A 19,919-nucleotide genomic window follows, 5' to 3' on the forward strand; every position below is an offset into this window, starting at 1 on the left:
CCGTCAGCCGCGCAGCACCACCAGGTCGTCCCGGTGGATGACCTCACGCTCGTACGCGGCACCGAGCTCCTGGGCCAGTTCCCGCGTCGACCGGCCGAGCAGGCGCGGCAGCTCCCTCGCATCAAAGTTGACCAGCCCACGCGCCACGATGTGACCGTTTTCGGCAAGAAGGTCCACCGGATCGCCCGCGGCGAAGTCGCCGTCGACCCGGGTGACCCCGGCCGGCAGCAGCGACTTGCCGCCCTCCACCACCGCGGCGACCGCGCCGGCGTCCAGGTGCAGCGAGCCGCGCGGGCTGCTGGCGTGGGCCAGCCAGAGCAGCCGGTCGGCGGTGCGCGCGCCGGTGCGGGTGAAGAGTGTGCCGGTCTGCCGGCCGGCCAGCGCGTCGGCGGCGTGCCGGGCGGCGGTGAGCACCACCGGGATGCCGGCACCGGTGGCGATCCGGGCCGCCTCGACCTTGGTGACCATCCCGCCGGTGCCGACGCCCGCCTTGCCGGCGCTGCCGATCTCGATGCCCTGGAGGTCCTGCGGGCCGCGCACCTCGGCGATCCGGTTGCTGCCCGGGCGGCTGGGGTCGCCGTCGTAGAGGCCGTCCACGTCGGAGAGCAGCACCAGCAGGTCGGCCCGGACCAGGTGGGCGACCAGCGCGGCGAGCCGGTCGTTGTCGCCGAACTTGATCTCGGCGGTGGCGACGGTGTCGTTCTCGTTGACGATCGGCACCGCGCCCATCGCCAGCAGCTGGTCCAGCGTGCGGTAGGCGTTGCGGTAGTGCGCCCGGCGGCTGGCGTCCTCGGCGGTCAGCAGCACCTGGCCGACCCGGCGGCCGTAGCGCGCGAAGGAGGCCGTGTAGCGGGCCACCAGCAGGCCCTGGCCGACGCTGGCGGCGGCCTGCTGGCGGGCCAGGTCGTGCGGACGCCGGTCCAGGCCGAGCGGTGCGAGACCAGCCGCGATCGCACCGGAGGAGACCAGCACGATCTCCGGTGCCTGCGGCCGCGCGAGCGCCGTCGCCAGCGCGTCCACCAGGGCGTCCACCCGGTCGGCGTCCAGCCCGCCGGCCGCCGTGGTGAGCGAGGAGGACCCGACCTTGACCACGACCCGCCGGGCGGTGAGGACGTCCTGCCGCAGTGTCTGATCGTTCATCAACAAGTCCCTCACGCAGTACGGTCCGGCTCCACGCGCAATCTACGCGAAGAGCCGGACCGTTCCGTACCTCATATCACCCGGTGGACCGGGGGAAGGTCCTACTCGTCGGCCTCGTCGACCTCGACCGGCGCGCGGCCGGAGGAGAGCGCCTCGAAGGCGCGGAACTCGTCCTCGGCGGCGTCCCGGTTCTTCGCCTTGTCGCGACGGCGGTCGACCGCCGGGCGCGGGGTCTCGAAGCGGTGGTCCTCGCCGCGGCGGCCGAGCATCTCGGCGCCGGCGGCCATGGTCGGCTCCCAGTCGAAGACGACCGCGTTGTCGTCCGAGCCGATGATGACGGTGTCACCCTCCTTGGCCCCGACCTTCCACAGCTTGTCCTCGACGCCGAGCCGGGCCAGCCGGTCCGCGAGGTAGCCGACGGCCTCGTCGTTGGAGAAGTCGGTCTGGCGGACCCAGCGCTCCGGCTTGAGGCCGCGCACGCGGTACGCGCCGTCCTCCTCGACGACCGTGAAGCCGGCGTCGTCCACCGCGGTCGGACGCAGCACGATGCGGGTGGACTCCTCGACCGGCTTGGCCGCGCGCGCCTCGGCGACGATCTGCGCCATCGCGAAGTTCAGCTCGCGCAGGCCCGAGCGGGAGGCGGCGGAGACCTCGAAGACGCGGTAGCCGCGCTCCTCCAGCGAGGCGCGGGTCAGGTCGGCGATGTCCTGGCCGTCCGGGACGTCCACCTTGTTGAGCGCGACCAGGCGCGGACGGTCGTCCAGACCGCCGTACTGGGCGAGCTCCTCCTCGATGGTCTCCAGGTCGGTGAGCGGGTCGCGGCCGGGCTCCAGCGTCGCGCAGTCCAGCACGTGCACCAGCACGGTGCAGCGCTCGACGTGGCGCAGGAACTCCAGGCCCAGGCCGCGGCCCTGGCTGGCGCCCGGGATCAGACCGGGGACGTCGGCCACGGTGTAGATGGTGTCGCCCGCGGTGACCACGCCGAGGTTGGGGATCAGGGTGGTGAACGGGTAGTCCGCGATCTTCGGCTTGGCGGCCGAGATCACCGAGATCAGCGAGGACTTGCCCGCGCTCGGGTAGCCGACCAGCGCGACATCGGCGACGGACTTGAGCTCCATCACGATGTCGCGGGCCTCGCCGGGCTCGCCGAGCAGCGCGAACCCGGGGGCCTTGCGGCGGGACGAGGCGAGCGCCGAGTTGCCCAGACCGCCGCGGCCGCCCTGGGCTGCGACGAAGGTGGTGCCATGGCCGACCAGGTCGCCGAGGATGTTGCCCTGCTTGTCGAGCACCACGGTGCCGTCCGGCACGGGCAGCACCAGGTCGTCGCCGGTGGAGCCGGTGCGGTGGCCGCCGGCGCCGGGCTTGCCGTTCTGCGCCTTGCGCTTGGGCGAGTGGTGGTACTCGAGCAGCGTGGTGATGCTGGTGTCGACCACCAGGGTCACGGTGCCGCCGTCGCCGCCGTTGCCGCCGTCGGGGCCGCCGAGCGGCTTGAACTTCTCCCGGTGCACGGAGGCGCAGCCGTGGCCCCCGTTACCCGCGGCGACGTGCAGTTCGACGCGGTCCACGAAGGTGGTCATGACGGGTGCCTCCAAGACAGGGGAAATAACAGGGTGAAACACAGAGGGTGGACCGGAATGTTCCGGTCCACCCTCCGAGAATTCTACCGAACGCCGCATGATGCGGCGTCAGGAGAATCAGGCCGCGACGGCCACGATGTTGACGACCTTGCGGCCGCGGTGCGTGCCGAACTGGACCGCACCGGCGGTCAGCGCGAACAGGGTGTCGTCGCCACCGCGACCGACGCCCGCACCCGGGTGGAAGTGGGTGCCGCGCTGGCGGACCAGGATCTCGCCGGCGCTGACGACCTGGCCGCCGAAACGCTTCACGCCGAGGCGCTGGGCGTTCGAGTCACGGCCGTTCCGGGTAGAGCTTGCGCCCTTCTTGTGTGCCATCTCGCTATCCCCTTACTTACTTCGCGGTGTCGATGCTGGTGACGCGGATGGCGGTGTGGCGCTGGCGGTGACCCTGGCGCCGACGGTAGCCGGTCTTGTTCTTGTAGCGAAGGATGACGATCTTCTCACCCTTGGTGTGGTCGACGACCTCGGCGTGAACCTTGATGCCGGCCAGGACCCACGGGTCGGAGGTGACGGCTTCGCCGTCGACGACCAGGATGGTCGAGAGCTCCACCGAGTCACCCGGCTTGACGTCAACGCGGTCAATCTCCAGCACGTCGCCGACGGCGACCTTGTGCTGGCGGCCGCCGGCGCGAACGATCGCGTACATGCGGTACCTGCTTTCCTAACTCGATCGGAACTCTCGATGCCAGCCACCTGGGTACGGACACAGGGGCCTCCCTCGCTCCCCGCCGCGAAGCGGAGTGCGAGAGGTGATCTGCTCGGGAGCGTGGCGTAGACACGCCAGAGGTCAAGAATACGGATCGGCCGCCACCAGGGCAAACCGGGCCGTCCGGGCCGGGGAGTCGATCACGACCGACTCCCCGGCCAAGGGCTTACTCAGCCGCCGAATCACCCTCGGCGGCAGCTGCCTTCTTGGCCGCCGCGCTGGTCCGCTTGGTAGCGGTCTTGCGGGCGGTGGTCTTCTTGGCCGTCGCCGTGGTCTTGGCGGCGGCGGTCTTCTTGGCAGCGGCCTTGCGCGGCGCCCGCTTCTTCGGCGCGGGGGCCTCCTCGGCCACCGGCTCCTCGGCGCTCTCAGCGGCCTCGACGACGGCCGGAGCCGGCTCCTCGACCGGCGCCTGCGCGGCGGCGGCCAGCGCGGCCTCCACCACGGCCTCGGCGCGCGACTGCAGGACCACGATCTCGGCCTCGCCCGGCGAACCGGCCGAAGCGGTGGCCTTGCGCACCGCACGGCGGCGGGTGCGGCCACCGGCCGGCGCGGCGGGCGCGATCTCGACCAGGCTCGGCTGCTCGGCGGGCTCGGCCGTGGCCTCCACCACCGGCTCGGCCTCGACCACGGGCTCGACCTCGACGACGGCCTCGACAGGCGCGGACGGCACCTCGATCTCCAACTGCTCGTCGCCGGAGACGAACTCGAACTCCTCGTGCTCGTGCTCCTCGACCTCGTCGAGCTCGCTCTCGTCCTCGATCAGGTGCGGCTGCGGCTCCTCCGCCGCGACGCCGCCCTTGCCCCGACGGCGGCGCTTGCCGCCCGGCGCGGCCGCCTCGCCGGCGGTGCCGACCGGGCCACCGCCGCCGCCCACCGAGGTGGGCTGCTCCATGTGGACGATCACGCCGCGCCCGTTGCAGTGCACGCAGCTCTCGGAGAAGGACTCCAGCAGGCCCTGGCCGACCCGCTTGCGGGTCATCTGCACCAGGCCGAGCGAGGTGACCTCGGCCACCTGGTGCTTGGTCCGGTCCCGGCCCAGGCACTCCAGCAGGCGGCGCAGCACCAGGTCCCGGTTGGACTCGAGCACCATGTCGATGAAGTCGATCACGATGATGCCGCCGAGGTCGCGCAGCCGCAGCTGGCGGACGATCTCCTCGGCCGCCTCGATGTTGTTGCGGGTGACGGTCTCCTCGAGGTTGCCGCCCTGGCCGACGAACTTGCCGGTGTTGACGTCGACGACGATCATCGCCTCGGTCCGGTCGATCACCAGCGAACCGCCGCTCGGCAGCCAGACCTTGCGGTCCAGCGCCTTCATCAGCTGCTCGTCGATCCGGTAGGTGGCGAAGACGTCGACGTTGGACGTCCACTTCTGCAGCCGGTCCACCAGGTCGGGGGCCACCCCGCCGACGTACTCGTGGATGGTGTTCCAGGCGTCGTTGCCGGAGACGATGACCTTGGTGAAGTCCTCGTTGAAGATGTCCCGGACCACCCGGACGGTCATGTCCGGCTCGCCGTAGAGAAGGGTCGGCGCGTTGCCGCTCGCCACCTTCTTCTGGATCTCCTCCCACTGCCCCTGCAGGCGCTGCACGTCACGCGTCAGCTCGTCCTCGCTGGCGCCCTCGGCCGCGGTGCGCACGATGACGCCGGCGTCGTCCGGGACGATCTTCTTGAGGATCTGCTTGAGGCGGGCCCGCTCGTTCTCGGGCAGCTTGCGGCTGATGCCGGTCATCGAGCCCTCGGGCACGTAGACCAGGTAGCGGCCGGGCAGCGAGATCTGGCTGGTCAGCCGGGCGCCCTTGTGGCCGATCGGGTCCTTGGAGACCTGCACCAGCACGGACTGGCCGGACTTCAGCACCGACTCGATGCGGCGCGGGCCGCTGTGGCCGAGCTGGCCGAAGTTCACCTCACCGGCGTACAGCACCGCGTTGCGGCCCTTGCCGATGTCGACGAAGGCGGCCTCCATGGACGGCAGCACGTTCTGGACCTTGCCCAGGTAGACGTTGCCGACGTAGCTGGTGGCCTGCTCCTTGTTGACGTAGTGCTCGACCAGGACGCCGTCCTCCAGGACGCCGATCTGGGTGCGCTCGCCGTTCTGGCGGACCACCATGACGCGCTCGACCGACTCGCGGCGGGCCAGGAACTCGGCCTCGGTGATGATCGGCACCCGGCGGCGGCCCAGCTCGCGGCCCTCGCGGCGGCGCTGCTTCTTGGCCTCAAGCCGGGTCGAGCCCTTGATGGACTGCACCTCGTCCGGGTCGAAGGACGGCTCGGTGGAACGGCGGCGCGGCTCGCGGATCTTCACGACCGTACGGACGTTCTCGTCCGGCTGGCCGTTCTCGGCCTGCTCGACCGGCTCACCGCTGCGGCGGCGACGACGGCGACGACGACGCGAGGAGGCCAGGCCGCCGGCCAGGTCGTCCTCGTCCTCATCGTCGACGGACTCCTCACCGGAATCCTCGGTCTGCGACTCCACCGGCTCGTCCACGGACTGCTCGGTCTCCTGGACCTCCGCCTCGAACTCCTCCGACTCGCCACGACGGCGGCGACGGCCGCCCCGGCGACGACGGCGCGAGGACGGCCGGCCGTCCTCCTCCCAGTCGGACTCCTGCTCGGGGCCCTGCGCGGCGACCTGCACCGGAACCTCGGCGGGCTCCACGGGCGGCGCGACCGGCGCGGCGGGCGCGACCGGCTCGGCCGGGGCCTCGACGGCGGCCTGGCGGGCCGCTGCCTGGCGGGCCGTGCGGCCGCCGGCGCCCTTGCGGGTCTGCGGCGTCACCCGGACGGGGGTACGACCACCGCGGCGGCGGCGGCCGACGCCGCTGTACTCGTACTCCTCCTCGGCCTCCGCCTCCGGCGGCAGGCCGATCGGGGCGCTGCTCACCGCGGGAGCGGCCGGCGCCGGGGCCGCGACCGGAGCGGGAGCGGCGGGCGCCACCGGGGCGACATAGGCGGTCGGCTCCTGGAAGACCGGGGCCTGGAAGATCGCGGTGGACGGTCGCACCGCACGGCGGCGGGCGCGCGGAGCGGACTCCGGCGCCACCTCGGGCTCGGGCTCGGCCACCGGCTCCTCGGCCACGGCCGCCGGCTCCTCGACAGCGGCGGGTTCCTCGACAGCCACCACAGGGGCGCCGGCCGGAGCCTCGGCGCGCTTACGGGCGGTACGACGCGCACGCACCGGCTTCTCCGGCTCGACGACCGGCTCCTCGACCACCGGCGCCGCAACGGTCTCCTCGACCGCCGCGGGGGCACCGGCCGGAGCCTCGGCACGCTTACGGGCGGTGCGGCGAGCGCGCACCGGCTTCTCCGGCTCGACAGCCGGCTCCTCCACCACGGCAGCGGTCTCCTCGACCGCCGCGGGGGCGCCGGCCGGAGCCTCGGCGCGCTTACGGGCGGTGCGGCGAGCGCGCACCGGCTTCTCCGGCTCGGCGGCCGGCTCCTCGACCGCAGCGGCGGCGGCCGGCGCGGTCTCCGCCGGAATCACGGTCTCCGCGCTCAGTTCGGCCGCGCCCTGCGGGGCGCCGGCCGGGCGGGACACCGCACGACGGCGGCGGCGGACCGGGGCAGCGGTGCCCTCGGCCGAGTCGCCCGAATCTGCGGTGTGCTGTGCTTCGGTGTTCTCAGGCATGCGGGTGGATCTCCCGTCAGGCCCCCGGGCTCCGCATTCCGGGCACGGCGCGCCACCGGTGGCCGGCCAATGGACACGCTTCGGCGTCCGGGCCGACTCTCCACAGTGTCGCCGCGCGGACGCGAGGCCGCACAGGGGCTCGTAGTCTCACTCGGCTCCCCGCACGGTGCGGGGTGTCGAAAGTCTTCTGGTCTGACCAGTCTTCTCAGATTTTCCCAAGCTGCGCCGCCCCACAACCCCGGGTGGCTCCCTGGGCGGGCCCCGCCGGCCCAGTGGGCGGCGAGAATTTCCTGGGGCCCACCGGCCATGGGGCCAGTGGGCCACCGGAGGAATGGCCTGTGCGCGACGACGCTCGCTCCCCTGGGGAGCCGCGGGGGCCAGGAGTACGCAGAACCGGGCGGTTACTCCGGTCCTCGCCTCCGCCCGCTAGGCGGACGCTACGGCCTGCGGCTCGGCGGTCTCGGAAGGGACGGCCTGGGCCGCAGCGCGGTCGAGCGCCAGCGGGTCGGTCACCGTGCCGGTCTCCTCGTCGAGCGGCCCCTGCGCCAGCCTGGTCACCTCAGCGGGGACCGGCGGCGCCAGGTCGGCCGTCGAACGGAGACCGGACAAAACGTCGTCTGGTCGTACGGCGGGTGTGGCGTGTCGTACTACCAGGCGCAGTATCGCACAGGCACCACCGGTACGAACATCGGAGGTCGCTGGGGATTCCCCGAGCGGAGCAATGCCGACCTGCGCGGAGACCAGGTCGAGACTCGCCACGGCCCCGCGCGCGTCGAAGACACGCAGGCCGTTCTTGGTCTGACGTTCGACCTCGACGTTCTCGGCCGCGAGGAAGAGCTCGATCGCGCGAGCCGCCTCCTGCTCACTCACGCCGACCAGCCGGACCTCCCAGAGGGAGGCCTCCAACCGTTCCACGAAGTTCGGCGTACGGACCTCGACGGCGTCGATGATGTCCAGACCGTCGGGCAGTGACTCGTCGAGCTGGGCGCGCAGCGCCTCTGGGTCGCGGAAGTCGGCCAGGCCGATCTCCAGGTACTCGGCCTCGCTGGCCACCCCGGTAGGGGCGGCGTTGGCGTAGGACACCTTGGGGTGCGGGGTGAAGCCGGCCGAGTACGCCATGGGGACGGCGGAACGGCGCAGGGCCCGCTCGAACGCGCGCTGGAAGTCGCGGTGGCTGGTGAAGCGCAGACGGCCGCGCTTGGTGTAGCGCAACCGAATGCGCTGCACCGTCGGTGCGGGAGGCGGGCCGTCGGGCGTGCGGCGTGCCAGGGTCGCTCAGTCCTTCGTCAGTGGCCGCGCCCGGCCGGCGCGTACTGGCTCTGGCCGGACTCTGTCAGGACAAGGGTACGCGCCCACCCGCACCACTCGCGCCGCCCCCGGCAGCGCGAGTGGTGCGGAGGGACTACTTGACGACCGTCAGCGGCAGCAGCTTCACGCCGGTCGGGCCGATCTGGATCTGGGTATCCATCTGCGGGCACACGCCGCAGTCGAAGCACGGCGTCCAGCGGCAGTCGTCGACCTCGACCTCCTCCAGGGCGTCCTGCCAGTCCTCCCAGAGCCAGTCCTTGTCGAGGCCGCTGTCCAGGTGGTCCCAGGGCAGCACCTCCTCGTAGGCGCGCTCGCGGGTGGTGTACCACTCGACGTCGATGCCGGTGCCGGCCAGGCCCTTCTCGGCGGCCTTCATCCAGCGGTCGTAGGAGAAGTGCTCGCGCCAGCCGTCGAAGCGGCCGCCGTCCTCGTAGACCGCGCGGATGATCTTGCCGGTCCGGCGGTCGCCGCGGGAGAGCAGGCCCTCGACGATGCCGGGCTTGCCGTCGTGGTAGCGGAAGCCGATGTTCTTGCCGTACTTGCGGTCGTTGCGGATCGCGTCGCGCAGCTTGCCGAGCCGGGCGTCGGTGGCTTCGGCGCTCAGCTGCGGGGACCACTGGAACGGCGTGTGCGGCTTGGGCACGAAGCCGCCGATCGACACCGTGCAGCGGATGTCGTTCTGGCCGGTGACCTCGCGGCCCTTCTGGATGACGTTCTTCGCCATCTCGGCGATCTGCAGCACGTCCTCGTCGGTCTCCGTCGGGAGGCCGACCATGAAGTACAGCTTCACCTGGCGCCAGCCGTTGCCATAGGCGGCGGCGACGGTGCGGATCAGGTCCTCCTCCGACACCATCTTGTTGATCACCTTGCGGATCCGCTCACTGCCGCCCTCGGGGGCGAAGGTGAGGCCCGAGCGGCGGCCGTTGCGGGTCAGCTCGTTGGCGAGGTCGATGTTGAAGGCGTCGACCCGGGTGGAGGGCAGCGAGAGGCCGATCTTGTCCTCGGTGTAGCGGTCGGCCAGGCCCTTGGCGATGTCGGCGATCTCGGTGTGGTCGGCGCTGGACAGCGAGAGCAGGCCGACCTCCTCGAAGCCGGTCGCCTTCAGCCCGCGCTCCACCATCTCGCCGATACCGGTGATGCTTCGCTCCCGCACGGGGCGCGTGATCATGCCGGCCTGGCAGAAACGGCAGCCGCGGGTGCAGCCGCGGAAGATCTCCACGGACATCCGCTCGTGCACGGTCTCGGCGAGCGGGACCAGCGGCTGCTTGGGGTAGGGCCACTCGTCCAGGTCCATCACGGTGTGCTTGGAGACCCGCCACGGCACGCCGGGCGCGTTCGGCACCACACGGCCGATCCGGCCGTCCGGCAGGTACTCGACGTCGTAGAACTTCGGGACGTACACCCCGCCGGTGCGCGCGAGGCGCAGCAGCAGCTCGTCGCGGCCGCCCGGGCGGCCCTCGGCCTTCCAGGCCCGGATGATCTCGGTGATGTCCAGCACGGCCTGTTCGCCGTCACCGACCACCGCGCAGTCGATGAAGTCCGCGATCGGCTCGGGGTTGAACGCGGCGTGGCCGCCGGCCAGCACGATCGGGTCGTCCAGGGTGCGGTCCGCGGCCTCCAGCGGGATGCCCGCCAGGTCGAGCGCGGTGAGCATGTTGGTGTAGCCGAGCTCGGTGGAGAAGGAGAGCCCGAACACGTCGAACGCCTTGACCGGGCGGTGCGCGTCCACCGTGAACTGCGGCACCTGGTGCTCGCGCATCAGCGCCTCCAGGTCCGGCCAGACGCTGTACGTGCGCTCGGCCAGCACGCCCTCACGCTCGTTGAGCACCTCGTAGAGGATCATGACGCCCTGGTTGGGCAGCCCGACCTCGTAGGCGTCGGGGTACATCAGCGCCCAGCGGACGTCGCAGGCGTCCCAGTCCTTGACGGTCGAGTTGAGCTCGCCACCGACGTACTGGATCGGCTTCTGGACGTGCGGGAGGAGGGCCTCCAGGCGTGGGAAGACCGATTCGACAGTCATGCAAAAGGACCTTTGCGGAGAGGGGATGCCGACGACAACGGCCGGGTGACCCTCAAGGATAACGCGGTGCACAGCACGGCCCGGACGGTCGCGATGACCGCCCGGGCCGTATCGGCACCACCGCTCAGGCCTTGAGGTGGCGCTGGGTGCGCACCGACTGGAGCAGCCCGATGGCGATCCAGCCGGCGAACATCGACGAACCGCCGTAACTGACGAACGGCAGCGGGATGCCCGCGACCGGCATGATGCCGAGCGTCATGCCGATGTTCTCGAAGGACTGGAAGGCGAACCAGGTGATCACCCCGGCCGCCACGATCGTGCCGTACAGGTCGGTGGCCTGCCGGGCGATCCGGCAGGCACGCCAGAGGATCACGCCGACCAGCAGGATGATCGCCAGCCCGCCGACGAACCCCAGCTCCTCCCCCGCCACGCTGAAGACGAAGTCGGTCTGCTGCTCGGGGACGAACTGGCCCATGGTCTGGGTGCCGTGGAAGAGCCCCTTGCCGGTGAGCCCGCCCGAGCCGATCGCGATCCGGGCCTGCGCGGTGTTGTAGCCGACACCCGCCGGGTCCAGCGCCGGATCCGCGAACGCGGCGAAGCGGTCGATCTGGTACTTGCTCAGCACCCCGAGCTTCCAGATCGCCGCGGCTCCGGCGCCGCCGGCCACCATCAGGCCGATCACCCAGCGGTTGGGCGCACCCGAGGCCAGCAGGATGCCCAGGACCGTGACGGCCATCACCATGACCGAGCCGAGGTCGGGCATCAGCAGCACGATGCAGATCGGCAGCCCGGCCATCACCAGCCCGTGCAGCACACTGCGGTCGGTCGGTATGGCCCGCTCGCCGGAGTCCACCCGGGAGGAGAGCGCCATCGCCATGCTGAGCACGATCGCGAGCTTGGCGAACTCGGCCGGCTGCACCGAGAAGCCGCCGCCGAACTGGATCCAGGAGTGCGCGCCGTTGACGGTCGAGCCCAGCGGGCTGAGCACCGCGACCAGCATCAGCATCGCCAGCGCGTACAGCACCGGCACGGCGGCTCTTATCCGGTGATGCCCTATCGCGACGACCGCGCCGAACAGCGCAAGACCGATCACCAGGTTGGTGAGGTGGCGGTAGAGGAAGTACTGCGGGTCGCCGTGGGTCAGCGAGTCCCGCCCCCGGGTGGCCGACCAGACCAGCATTGAACTGCCCAGCGACAGGGCAAGCGCGGCCAGCACTATCACCCAGTCGAGCCGCCGCAGCGGAGCGTCGCGGGCCATCGCCCGGGCGATGGGACCGCGCTGCGGGGAGAACCGCAGCTGGCGGTACGAGCCGTAACCGGAGGTCATGCCCGGCTCCTTCCAGGACCGCGGGTCGGTTCGACGGCCACCAGGTCGGCGTAGATCGCCGCGGTGGCCGGCGCGGGGGCCGGCGCGGGGGCCGGCGCGGTGAGGGCCACCGGCTGGAGGACGGCGGTGCCGTCCGGGTTGAACTTCGGCAGCGCCGTCTGCGGGGTGGGCAGCAGGGCCTTGGTCGGGTCGATGTTGCCCTTGTCGTCCACGCCGTACAGCGCCTGGTAGATCCTGCGGACCGCGTCACCCGAGCCGCCGGAGCCGGTGCCGCCCTGGCTGATCGTCATGATGACGGCGTAGTCCTTGCTGTACGTCGTCAGCCAGGAGGTGGTCTGCTTGCCGTAGACCTCGGCGGTGCCGGTCTTGGCGTGCAGCTGGATCTTGTCCTGCGGCCAGCCGGCGCCGGCGAACTTCCACGCCGCGGTGCCGCTGGTGATGACGCCCGCGGTGGCCTGGTCGATGTACTGCAGGGTCTTCTGGTCGTCGGGCAGCTTGCCGTCCACATGCGGGGCGATGTTGCGCACCAGCTGGCCGCTGGGGGTGACGACGGCCTTGGCGACGGTCGGGGTGTAGAGCGTGCCGCCGTTGGCGAGCGCCGAGTAGATCCGCGCCATCTGGATCGGGGTGACCAGCGTGTCGCCCTGGCCGATGGCGTAGTTGACGGAGTCACCGGCGCGCATCACGGCGCCGTCCACGCAGTTCTCGCGGGCGATCTCGGTGGCGTAGTCGGTGCCGCCGCCGGCCGCCTGCTTGCACCAGGCGGCCTGGTTGGCGTTGAAGAAGTCGGTCTTCCACTGCCGGTCGGGGACCCGGCCGGGCACCTCGCCGGGCAGGTCGACGCCGGTCTTGGCGCCGAGGCCGAACTGGTGGGCCGTCTTGTAGAACCAGTCGGCGGGGTTGGCCTTGGGCTTGATGCCGCCGTCCTTCTGCCACTGGTCGTAGGCCAGACCGTAGAAGACGGTGTCGCAGGAGATCTCCAGCGCCTGCTCCAGCGAGATGTCACCCGCCGACTCGCCCTCGAAGTTCTTGAACTCGCGCCCGCCGATGGTCAGGCTCGACGGGCAGGGGTAGTGCCCGTCCAGCGAGTAGCCGGCCTGCACGGCGGCGCTGGTGGAGACCACCTTGAAGGTAGAGCCGGGCGCGGACTGGCCCTGGATGGCCCGGTTGAGCAGCGGGTAGTTGGTGTCCTTGCTGGTCAGGTTCTGGTAGTCCTTGGCCGAGATGCCGCCGACCCAGAGGTTGGGGTCGTAGGTCGGCGCGCTGGCCATCGCGATGATCCGACCGGTGTGCACGTCCATCACGACCGCCGCACCGGAGTCCGCCACGAAGTTCTGGTTGGTCACCGTGTCGAAGGTCTTGCGGGCGTCGGCCATCGCCTGCACCAGGTTGTCCTCGACGTTCTTCTGCACCCGCGCGTCGATGCTGGTCACCACGTTGTTGCCGGGCTGAGCGGGGGTGCCCCCGGCGCTGCCGATCACCCGGCCGAGGTTGTCCACCTCCAGCTGGGTGACGCCGCTGGTGCCGCGCAGGTCGCTGTCGTAGACCGATTCGAGGCCGGCCCGGCCGATCTGGTCGGAGGCCAGGTACTTGGCCTTGCCGGTCTTGTCCTGGGACTTGGTGACCTCGTCGTCGGTCACCGGGGAGAGGTAGCCGACCAGCTGCGCGGCGTTGGCGCCGTCCGGGGCGGGGTACTGGCGCACCGCGGTGGGCTGGGCGGTGATGCCGGGGAAGTCCTCGCGGCGTTCCATTATCTGCATCGCCTGCTGGGTGGTGGCCTGGCTGGTCACCGGGATCGGCTGGTAGGGAGAGCCGTTCCAGCAGGGCTGCGGGGTCTTGGCGTCGCAGAGCCGGACCTTGTTCTCCACGTCGGTGGGGCTCAGCCCGAGCACCTGGGCCAGCCGGGTCAGCGCCGCCTTGCCGTGGTCCTTCTGCTCCAGCAGCGAGGTACGGCTGACCGAGACCACCAGCTGGGTCTGGTTGCCGGCCAGCACCCGGCCGTCGGCGTCCAGGATCTCGCCGCGCACAGCCGGGTCGATCACGTCGCGGATGTGGTTGCTGGACGCCTGGGCGGTGTACTCGCTGCCGTTGCGGATCTGCAGGAACCAGAGCCGGCCGCCGAGGGTGGCGAGCAGCGAGAGCACCAGGATCTGCAGCACCACCAGACGGATCGTCACCCGGCGGGTCCGGCCGGTCTCCGGGATGTTGCTCACGTCTGGGGCTCCCCGATGCAGAAGGTGATGCCGAAGGTGGTCAGAACTTGAGGCCGCGGGCCTTGCGAGCGCTGCTCGGACCGGCCGAGACCTCACGGGTGGTGCGGTAGCGGGCCAGCGTGCCCAGACCCGAGCCGGTGACCTCGCCGCCCGCCGCCCCCGGGTCGGCCCAGCGGGCCAGCAGCATCACCGCGGGCACCACGAAGGGCGCCAGCAGCAGGTCGTACAGCAGCGCGCTGGCGGCCAGGCCCGGCAGGCCGACGTGCCGGGCGGCGGTGTCGCCGACCAGCGCGCCCACCGCCGCGTACAGCACGGTGGAGACGACGGCCGCGCCGGCCACCACCAGCAGCGGGCCCATGACGGTGCGTCGGCGCCCCGAGTCGGCGCGGAACATCCCGGCCGCGTAGCCCATCACGCAGAGCACCAGCGCGTAGCGGCCGATCGCGTGGTCCGAGGGCGGGGCCAGGTCGGCCAGCAGGCCAGCGCCGAACCCGGTCAGGCAGCCGCCGCTCGGCCCGAAGACCAGGCCCAGGCCGACGACCACGAGCAGCAGCAGGTCCGGGGTGGCCCCCGGCAGCTGCAGCCGGCCGAGCACGCTCACCTGGATCACCAGGGCGAGCAGGACCAGGACGGCGGAGAGCAGGATGCGCTTGACGGCCATCGGTCAGTTCCCCCCTTGCGGGCTGGCGGACGCGGATGCGGATCCGGATGCGGCTGGTGCGACGGAGGCCGGCGCCGCGGGGGCGGCCGCGACCGGCGGGGCGGGCGGGCTCGGCACGGGCGGCAGCACGGCGTCGCGCGGATCGGTCCGCGGCGGCACCACGACCACGCCCACCAGGTCGAGCCGGGTGAACGAGACGAACGGCTGCACCAGCACGGTCTTGGTCAACTCGCCCGGCGTGGCCTGCACTTGAAGCACCTTGCCGACCGGCACCCCGGGCACGAACGGGCGCCCGTTCTGCGAGCCGAAGGTGACCAGCCGGTCCCCCGGCTTGACCTGGGCCTTGCCGTTGAGCAGCTGCACCTTCATCGGCCCGGCGCCCTGGCCGGAGGCGAAGCCGATCTCGCCGCTGCCCTCCATCCGGGTCCCGGCGGTGAAGCCCGGGTCGGTGGCGAGCAGCACGGTGGAGGTGGTCGGGGCGACCATGGTGATCCGGCCGACCAGGCCCTCGCCGTCGATCACCGTCATGTCCCGGGTCAGCCCGTCGTCGCTGCCGGCGTCGATGGTGATGGTCCAGGAGAAGGCCTGGGCGGCGCCGATCGCGATCACCTGGGCGGCCTTGATGGTGTAGCCGCCGGTGCCGGCCGTGCGCAGCATGTCGTCCAGCTGCTTGGTGCGGCCGGTGGCGGTGTCGGAGGAGGCCAGCTTCTGGCGCAGTTCGGTGTTCTCCGCACCGATCTGGTCCAGCCGCTGCTGCTCGGTGCCGGAGTCACGGATCGCCCGGATCGTCCGGGCCATCGGATCGACGGCCCCCGCGGCGGCGCGCTCGACCGGGCCGAACAGCCCGGCCGCGGTCCTGCGGGCACCATTGAGCGGGGAGCTCTCGCCGCCCTTGATATCCACGGTGATCAGCGCGAAGGCCACGGCCACCAGCAGGATGAGAAGCAGTCGGCTCTCTCGGGTGTCCCTCACGACGCTGGAGCTGCCCCTTCTGGGATTGTGCTGACGGGTGCGGACGTGCTGCTAGCGGCGCGGCTGCGCGTCCAGGACCTGCTGCAGGGCCTCGAACTCCTCGACGCAGCGGCCCGCGCCGAGCGCCACCGAGTCCAGCGGGTTCTCCGCGATGTGGATCGGCATGCCGGTCTCGCGGCGCAGCCGCTCGTCCAGGCCGCGCAGCAGCGCGCCACCGCCGGTGAGCACCACCCCACGGTCCATCACATCGCCCGCCAGCTCCGGCGGGCACTGGTCCAGCGTGGTCTTGACGGCGTCGATGATGGAGTTGACCGGCTCGTCGATGGCCTCGCGGACCTCGGCGGCGGAGATCACCACGGTCTTGGGCAGACCGCTGACCAGGTCGCGGCCGCGGATCTCGGCGTGCTCGTCCTTCTCGTTCTCCGACCCGTAGGCGGAGCCGATGCTCATCTTGATCTGCTCGGCACTGCGCTCGCCGAGCAGCAGCGAGTACTCCTTCTTGATGTGCTGGACGATCGCGTTGTCGAGCTCGTCGCCGGCCACTCGGATGGACTGCGCGGTGACGATGCCGCCGAGCGAGATGACCGCGACCTCGGTGGTGCCGCCGCCGATGTCCACCACCATGTTGCCGGTGGGCTCGTGGACCGGCAGGCCGGCGCCGATCGCGGCGGCCATCGGCTCCTCGATGATGTGCACCTGGCGGGCGCCGGCCAGGTGGCTGGCCTCGACCACGGCCCGGCGCTCGACCCCGGTGATGCCGCTGGGCACACAGACCACGACCCGCGGACGCGCGAGGTAGCGGCGGCGGTGGATCTTCTGGATGAAGTAGCGCAGCATCCGCTGGGTGATCTCGAAGTCGGCGATCACGCCGTCCTTGAGGGGCCGGATCGCGATGATGTTGCCGGGCGTGCGCCCGATCATCTTCTTCGCCTCGGAGCCGACCGCGAGGATCCCGCCGGTGTTGGTGTTGACCGCGACGACCGACGGTTCGTTCAGGACGATCCCCTTGCCCCTGACGTACACCAGCGTGTTGGCAGTGCCCAGGTCGATCGCCAGGTCACGGCCCATGAACGACAGATTGTTGGCCATGGAGTGTGGAATGCCTTCCCGAACTGGATGTCATGGGCGGGGAGTGCGCCTCGCGGGCTGGGCTCGCGGTGGTGGGGTCCGGCATGCCGACCCGCGCAAGGACTGCGGTCCATTCTGCGCGGCGGCCAGGGTTCTTCCGGGATTGGGACGCCGTGTCGGCGCACCGAGTTCCATATTTGAGGATCAAATTCCCACGGTTGGCTGAGCCGAGGCGCGCTCGGCGCCCCGGCTCACCCTCCGTCAGGCGGTGATCAGGCGTGCGAGGGGAAGAAGATCTTGATCTCGCGCTCGGCGGACGCCTCGGAGTCGGAGGCGTGGATCAGGTTCTCGCGGGTGATCGTCGCGTAGTCGCCGCGGATCGTGCCGGCGCCGGCGACCAGCGGGTCGGTGGCTCCGGCCAGCGCGCGGATGCCCGGGATCACGTTCTCGCCCTCGACGATCAGCGCGATCGACGGGCCGGAGGTCATGAACTCGAGCAGCGGCTCGTAGAACGGCCGGCCCAGGTGCTCGGCGTAGTGGGTCTCCAGCGTCGCGCGGTCGAAGGTGCGCAGCTCGACGGCGGTCAGCCGCCAGCCGGCCTTGCGCTCGATCCGGCTGATGATCTCGCCGGCCAGGCCGCGCTGGACGGCGTCGGGCTTGAGCAGGACGAGAGTGCGCTGGGACACGGTACGGCTCCAGTGGTTTCGGGTCGGCATGGTGTATGCCACTTGCGCGAAGGCTACCTTGCGTGAGCGGCGCGCTCGGCCTTGAGGACGTCGATCCGGCGGCCGTAGTGCACCGAGCACCACCACAGGCCCGCGAAGACCAGGCCGAGGCCGTACATGGTCGGCAGCACGATGCCGCTGGCGATCAGGCCGAGCTGCAGCGCCCAGCCCACCGCGACCGCACCCGGGCGGGTGATCATGCCGCAGAGCAGGACGCAGAGCAGCATCGCGATGCCGCTGACCGTCCAGATGGTGGCGGCGGGGACGCTGGAGAGCTGCATCGCGACCAGGGCCGCGAACATGATCAGCAGGACCTCGCCGATCAGGGTGGAGGAGCAGAGGATACGCATCGGTCATCGCCTCCGGCCGAGCAGCAGACGGGCCTCACCGACGGTGATCACCGAGCCGGTGATCAGGACTCCGGCGCCGATCAGGTCGCCGCTCTCCTCGGCCAGGGTGACGGCCGCCTCGATCGCGTCGTCCAGGTTGGTCTCGACCTGGACCCGGTCCTCACCGAAGACCTCCACCGCCTGGGCGGCCAGCGCGTCCACCGGCATCGCGCGGTGGGTGGAGTTCTGGGTGACCACGATCTCGTTCAGGATCGGCTCGAAGGCCTCCAGCAGGCCGGTGACGTCCTTGTCGCCGCTGGTGCCGATCACGCCGACCAGCCGGGTGAAGGCGAAGGCCTCGGTGATCGCGGCCGCCGTCACCTGGGCGCCGGCCGGGTTGTGCGCGGCGTCCAGCACGATGGTGGGGCTGCGCCGGACGACCTCCAGGCGGCCCGGGGAGCTCACCGTGGAGAGCGCGCCGCGCACCTTGTCGAGGTCCAGGCCGCCCTGGCGGGCCGCGCCGATGCCGAAGAAGGCCTCGACCGCGGCCAGCGCCAGCGCCGCGTTGTGCGCCTGGTGCTCGCCGTGCAGCGGAAGGAAGATGTCCGAGTACTCGGTGCCACCGAGGCCGCGCAGCGTCACCAGCTGCCCGCCGACCGCGACCTCGCGGTTCAGCACGCCGAACTCCATGCCCTCGCGGGCCACCGTGGCGTCCACGCGTACGGCGTGCGCGAGGATCGTCTTCGCGGCGTCCAGCGGCTGCTGGGAGACCACCGCGATGGCGCCCTGCTTGATGATGCCGGCCTTCTCCACGGCGATCTCGCCGGTGGTGTTGCCGAGCTTGTCGGTGTGGTCCAGCGAGATCGGGGTGATCACCGCGACCGAGCCGTCCAGCACGTTGGTGGCGTCCCAGCTGCCGCCCATCCCGACCTCGACCACCGCGACGTCCACCGGGGCGTCGGCGAAGGCCGCGTACGCCATGCCGGTCAGCACCTCGAAGAAGGAGAGCGGGATCGGCTGGGTCTCGTCGACCATCCGGATGTAGGGCTCGATGTCGCGGTAGGTCTCCACGAAGCGCTCGACGCTGATCGGCTGGCCGTCCAGGCTGATCCGCTCGGTCACCGACTCGACGTGCGGGCTGGTGTAGCGGCCGGTGCGCAGCTCGAAGGCGTTCAGCAGCTGCTCCACCATCCGGGCCGTGGAGGTCTTGCCGTTGGTGCCGGTGATGTGGATCGCGGGGTAGGCCCGCTGGGGCTGGCCCAGGAGATCCATCAGCGCGGCGATCCGGTCGAGCGAGGGTTCGAGTTTGTTCTCGGGCCAGCGCTTGGCCAGCTCGGCCTCGATGTCGCCAAGGCCCACCGGCTGTTCGGCGGGGTCCTCGCTGTTGGGGCGGACGGTGTACGGGTTCTGCCCGGCGCTGCTGCTCACGCGCACCAGTCTACGGAGTGGCCGGGGTCCGGCAGGCGACCGGGCGGCCGGGTGGGTCAGCCGCCCGGCAAAGACAGCATCGCGGTAACGAACTGGCAAAGACTTATGAAAGGCGGATATCCGGCCCTTATCGGCGGATCCAAAAGCGCCGAGCGCTCAGTAGCCGGCCGCCAGCTCGACCGGAAGACCCGACTGGCGCGCTCTCAACTCGGCCACCACATCCTGGACATCCTCCTCGGGAAGGAGTGGCAGCATCATCGCCACACCCTGCAGCAGTCCGCCCAGCAGGAAGGTGGTGTCGGCGGTGGCGGCCACCAACTCCCTTACCGTGGCGACTTCTCCGCACTGGACCGCCTCGATCAACCGGGCCGCGTCGGCGGACTCCTCGTCCACCGCCACCCCGATCGGCCCGGCCGGGGCGCGCCGGGCGAGCGTGCGCAGCACCTTGTCGCCGACCTCCGGCGCGTAGGCCTTGCGCACTGCCTCGGCCGCGACCCAGACCAGCAGCGTGACGACTTCACGCTCGGAGCGATCCCCCAGGATCCGCTCCAAGGCGTCGTCGAAGGCGAGTTGATTGCCGTGCCGGAAGGCCAGCAACAATGTCGCGGCCTGCCCCTTGGCCTCCTCCACTCGCTGCGCAGGAAGTTCGCCGGCCAACTTGTGCACTGTCACCATGCCCTGCCTTCCCATCACCGCTGCCTGCACCCGAAACTCAGGACACCGTATACGGCCTACCTTCCCAGGTCACCGGACCGGGCCG

General features: G+C 71.3%; 16 protein-coding genes. All 16 read right to left on the minus strand.

All coding sequences use genetic code 11. The features are described 5' to 3' along the window. Positions 1-3 precede the first annotated feature (3 nt). A complete protein-coding gene (gene proB / locus P3T34_RS13535) occupies positions 4-1,140 on the minus strand; it encodes a glutamate 5-kinase (protein ID WP_280666287.1) in 1,137 nt (378 codons plus the stop codon). A gap of 101 nt (positions 1,141-1,241) precedes the next feature. After that, positions 1,242-2,717 carry a GTPase ObgE gene (gene obgE / locus P3T34_RS13540; RefSeq protein ID WP_280666288.1) on the minus strand — a complete coding sequence of 492 codons (1,476 nt, stop codon included), beginning with the start codon at positions 2,715-2,717 and terminating at the stop codon, positions 1,242-1,244. Positions 2,718-2,834: 117 nt separating this feature from the next. After that, on the minus strand, positions 2,835-3,092 hold the full coding sequence (rpmA, locus tag P3T34_RS13545) for a 50S ribosomal protein L27 (protein ID WP_280666289.1): 258 nt from the start codon (positions 3,090-3,092) through the stop codon (positions 2,835-2,837). Positions 3,093-3,108: 16 nt separating this feature from the next. Continuing rightward, the gene (rplU, locus tag P3T34_RS13550) at positions 3,109-3,423 is read right to left on the minus strand and encodes a 50S ribosomal protein L21 (RefSeq protein WP_280666290.1); all 315 of its coding nucleotides are present in this window, start codon (positions 3,421-3,423) and stop codon (positions 3,109-3,111) included. Positions 3,424-3,649: 226 nt separating this feature from the next. Next, positions 3,650-7,108, minus strand: a complete 3,459-nt coding sequence (locus P3T34_RS13555) for an Rne/Rng family ribonuclease (protein ID WP_280666291.1) — start codon at positions 7,106-7,108, stop codon at positions 3,650-3,652. Positions 7,109-7,534: 426 nt separating this feature from the next. Further along, complete coding sequence (locus P3T34_RS13560; protein WP_280666292.1) at positions 7,535-8,335, minus strand: TIGR03936 family radical SAM-associated protein; 801 nt, start codon at positions 8,333-8,335, stop codon at positions 7,535-7,537. A gap of 175 nt (positions 8,336-8,510) precedes the next feature. Further along, complete coding sequence (locus P3T34_RS13565) at positions 8,511-10,436, minus strand: TIGR03960 family B12-binding radical SAM protein (protein ID WP_280666293.1); 1,926 nt, start codon at positions 10,434-10,436, stop codon at positions 8,511-8,513. A 124-nt stretch (positions 10,437-10,560) separates the two neighbouring features. Next, a complete protein-coding gene (gene rodA, locus P3T34_RS13570) occupies positions 10,561-11,763 on the minus strand; it encodes a rod shape-determining protein RodA (RefSeq protein WP_280666294.1) in 1,203 nt (400 codons plus the stop codon). Then, entirely contained in the window at positions 11,760-13,976 is a 2,217-nt protein-coding gene (mrdA, locus tag P3T34_RS13575; RefSeq protein ID WP_280666295.1) for a penicillin-binding protein 2, read from the minus strand. The genes rodA and mrdA overlap by 4 nt, the downstream gene beginning before the upstream one ends. 40 nt (positions 13,977-14,016) lie before the next feature. Next, the gene (gene mreD / locus P3T34_RS13580) at positions 14,017-14,637 is read right to left on the minus strand and encodes a rod shape-determining protein MreD (protein ID WP_280666296.1); all 621 of its coding nucleotides are present in this window, start codon (positions 14,635-14,637) and stop codon (positions 14,017-14,019) included. A gap of 3 nt (positions 14,638-14,640) precedes the next feature. After that, a complete protein-coding gene (mreC, locus tag P3T34_RS13585; RefSeq protein WP_280666297.1) occupies positions 14,641-15,609 on the minus strand; it encodes a rod shape-determining protein MreC in 969 nt (322 codons plus the stop codon). Between the two features lie 51 nt (positions 15,610-15,660). Further along, positions 15,661-16,686 carry a rod shape-determining protein gene (locus P3T34_RS13590; RefSeq protein ID WP_035807056.1) on the minus strand — a complete coding sequence of 342 codons (1,026 nt, stop codon included), beginning with the start codon at positions 16,684-16,686 and terminating at the stop codon, positions 15,661-15,663. A gap of 263 nt (positions 16,687-16,949) precedes the next feature. Beyond that, entirely contained in the window at positions 16,950-17,363 is a 414-nt protein-coding gene (gene ndk / locus P3T34_RS13595) for a nucleoside-diphosphate kinase (RefSeq protein ID WP_280666298.1), read from the minus strand. A gap of 53 nt (positions 17,364-17,416) precedes the next feature. Further along, a complete protein-coding gene (locus P3T34_RS13600; protein WP_280666299.1) occupies positions 17,417-17,752 on the minus strand; it encodes a DUF4233 domain-containing protein in 336 nt (111 codons plus the stop codon). Positions 17,753-17,755: 3 nt separating this feature from the next. Beyond that, entirely contained in the window at positions 17,756-19,219 is a 1,464-nt protein-coding gene (locus P3T34_RS13605; protein ID WP_280672049.1) for a folylpolyglutamate synthase/dihydrofolate synthase family protein, read from the minus strand. 96 nt (positions 19,220-19,315) lie between these two features. Further along, positions 19,316-19,834 (minus strand): hypothetical protein, encoded by a 519-nt coding sequence (locus P3T34_RS13610; protein WP_280666300.1) that lies wholly within the window; start codon positions 19,832-19,834, stop codon positions 19,316-19,318. Positions 19,835-19,919 lie beyond the last annotated feature (85 nt).

This window comes from Kitasatospora sp. MAP12-44, from assembly GCF_029892095.1.
Classification (GTDB): domain Bacteria; phylum Actinomycetota; class Actinomycetes; order Streptomycetales; family Streptomycetaceae; genus Kitasatospora.

Bases quoted from the DNA above. Each gene is read 5' to 3' on its own strand.
- rodA (WP_280666294.1), bottom strand. From the start codon at position 11,763: ATGACCTCCGGTTACGGCTCGTACCGCCAGCTGCGGTTCTCCCCGCAG.
- P3T34_RS13600 (WP_280666299.1), bottom strand. From the start codon at position 17,752: ATGCGTATCCTCTGCTCCTCCACCCTGATCGGCGAGGTCCTGCTGATC.
- obgE (WP_280666288.1), bottom strand. From the start codon at position 2,717: ATGACCACCTTCGTGGACCGCGTCGAACTGCACGTCGCCGCGGGTAAC.
- P3T34_RS13565 (WP_280666293.1), bottom strand. From the start codon at position 10,436: ATGACTGTCGAATCGGTCTTCCCACGCCTGGAGGCCCTCCTCCCGCAC.
- rplU (WP_280666290.1), bottom strand. From the start codon at position 3,423: ATGTACGCGATCGTTCGCGCCGGCGGCCGCCAGCACAAGGTCGCCGTC.
- P3T34_RS13610 (WP_280666300.1), bottom strand. From the start codon at position 19,834: ATGGTGACAGTGCACAAGTTGGCCGGCGAACTTCCTGCGCAGCGAGTG.
- P3T34_RS13555 (WP_280666291.1), bottom strand. From the start codon at position 7,108: ATGCCTGAGAACACCGAAGCACAGCACACCGCAGATTCGGGCGACTCG.
- rpmA (WP_280666289.1), bottom strand. From the start codon at position 3,092: ATGGCACACAAGAAGGGCGCAAGCTCTACCCGGAACGGCCGTGACTCG.
- mreD (WP_280666296.1), bottom strand. From the start codon at position 14,637: ATGGCCGTCAAGCGCATCCTGCTCTCCGCCGTCCTGGTCCTGCTCGCC.
- proB (WP_280666287.1), bottom strand. From the start codon at position 1,140: ATGAACGATCAGACACTGCGGCAGGACGTCCTCACCGCCCGGCGGGTC.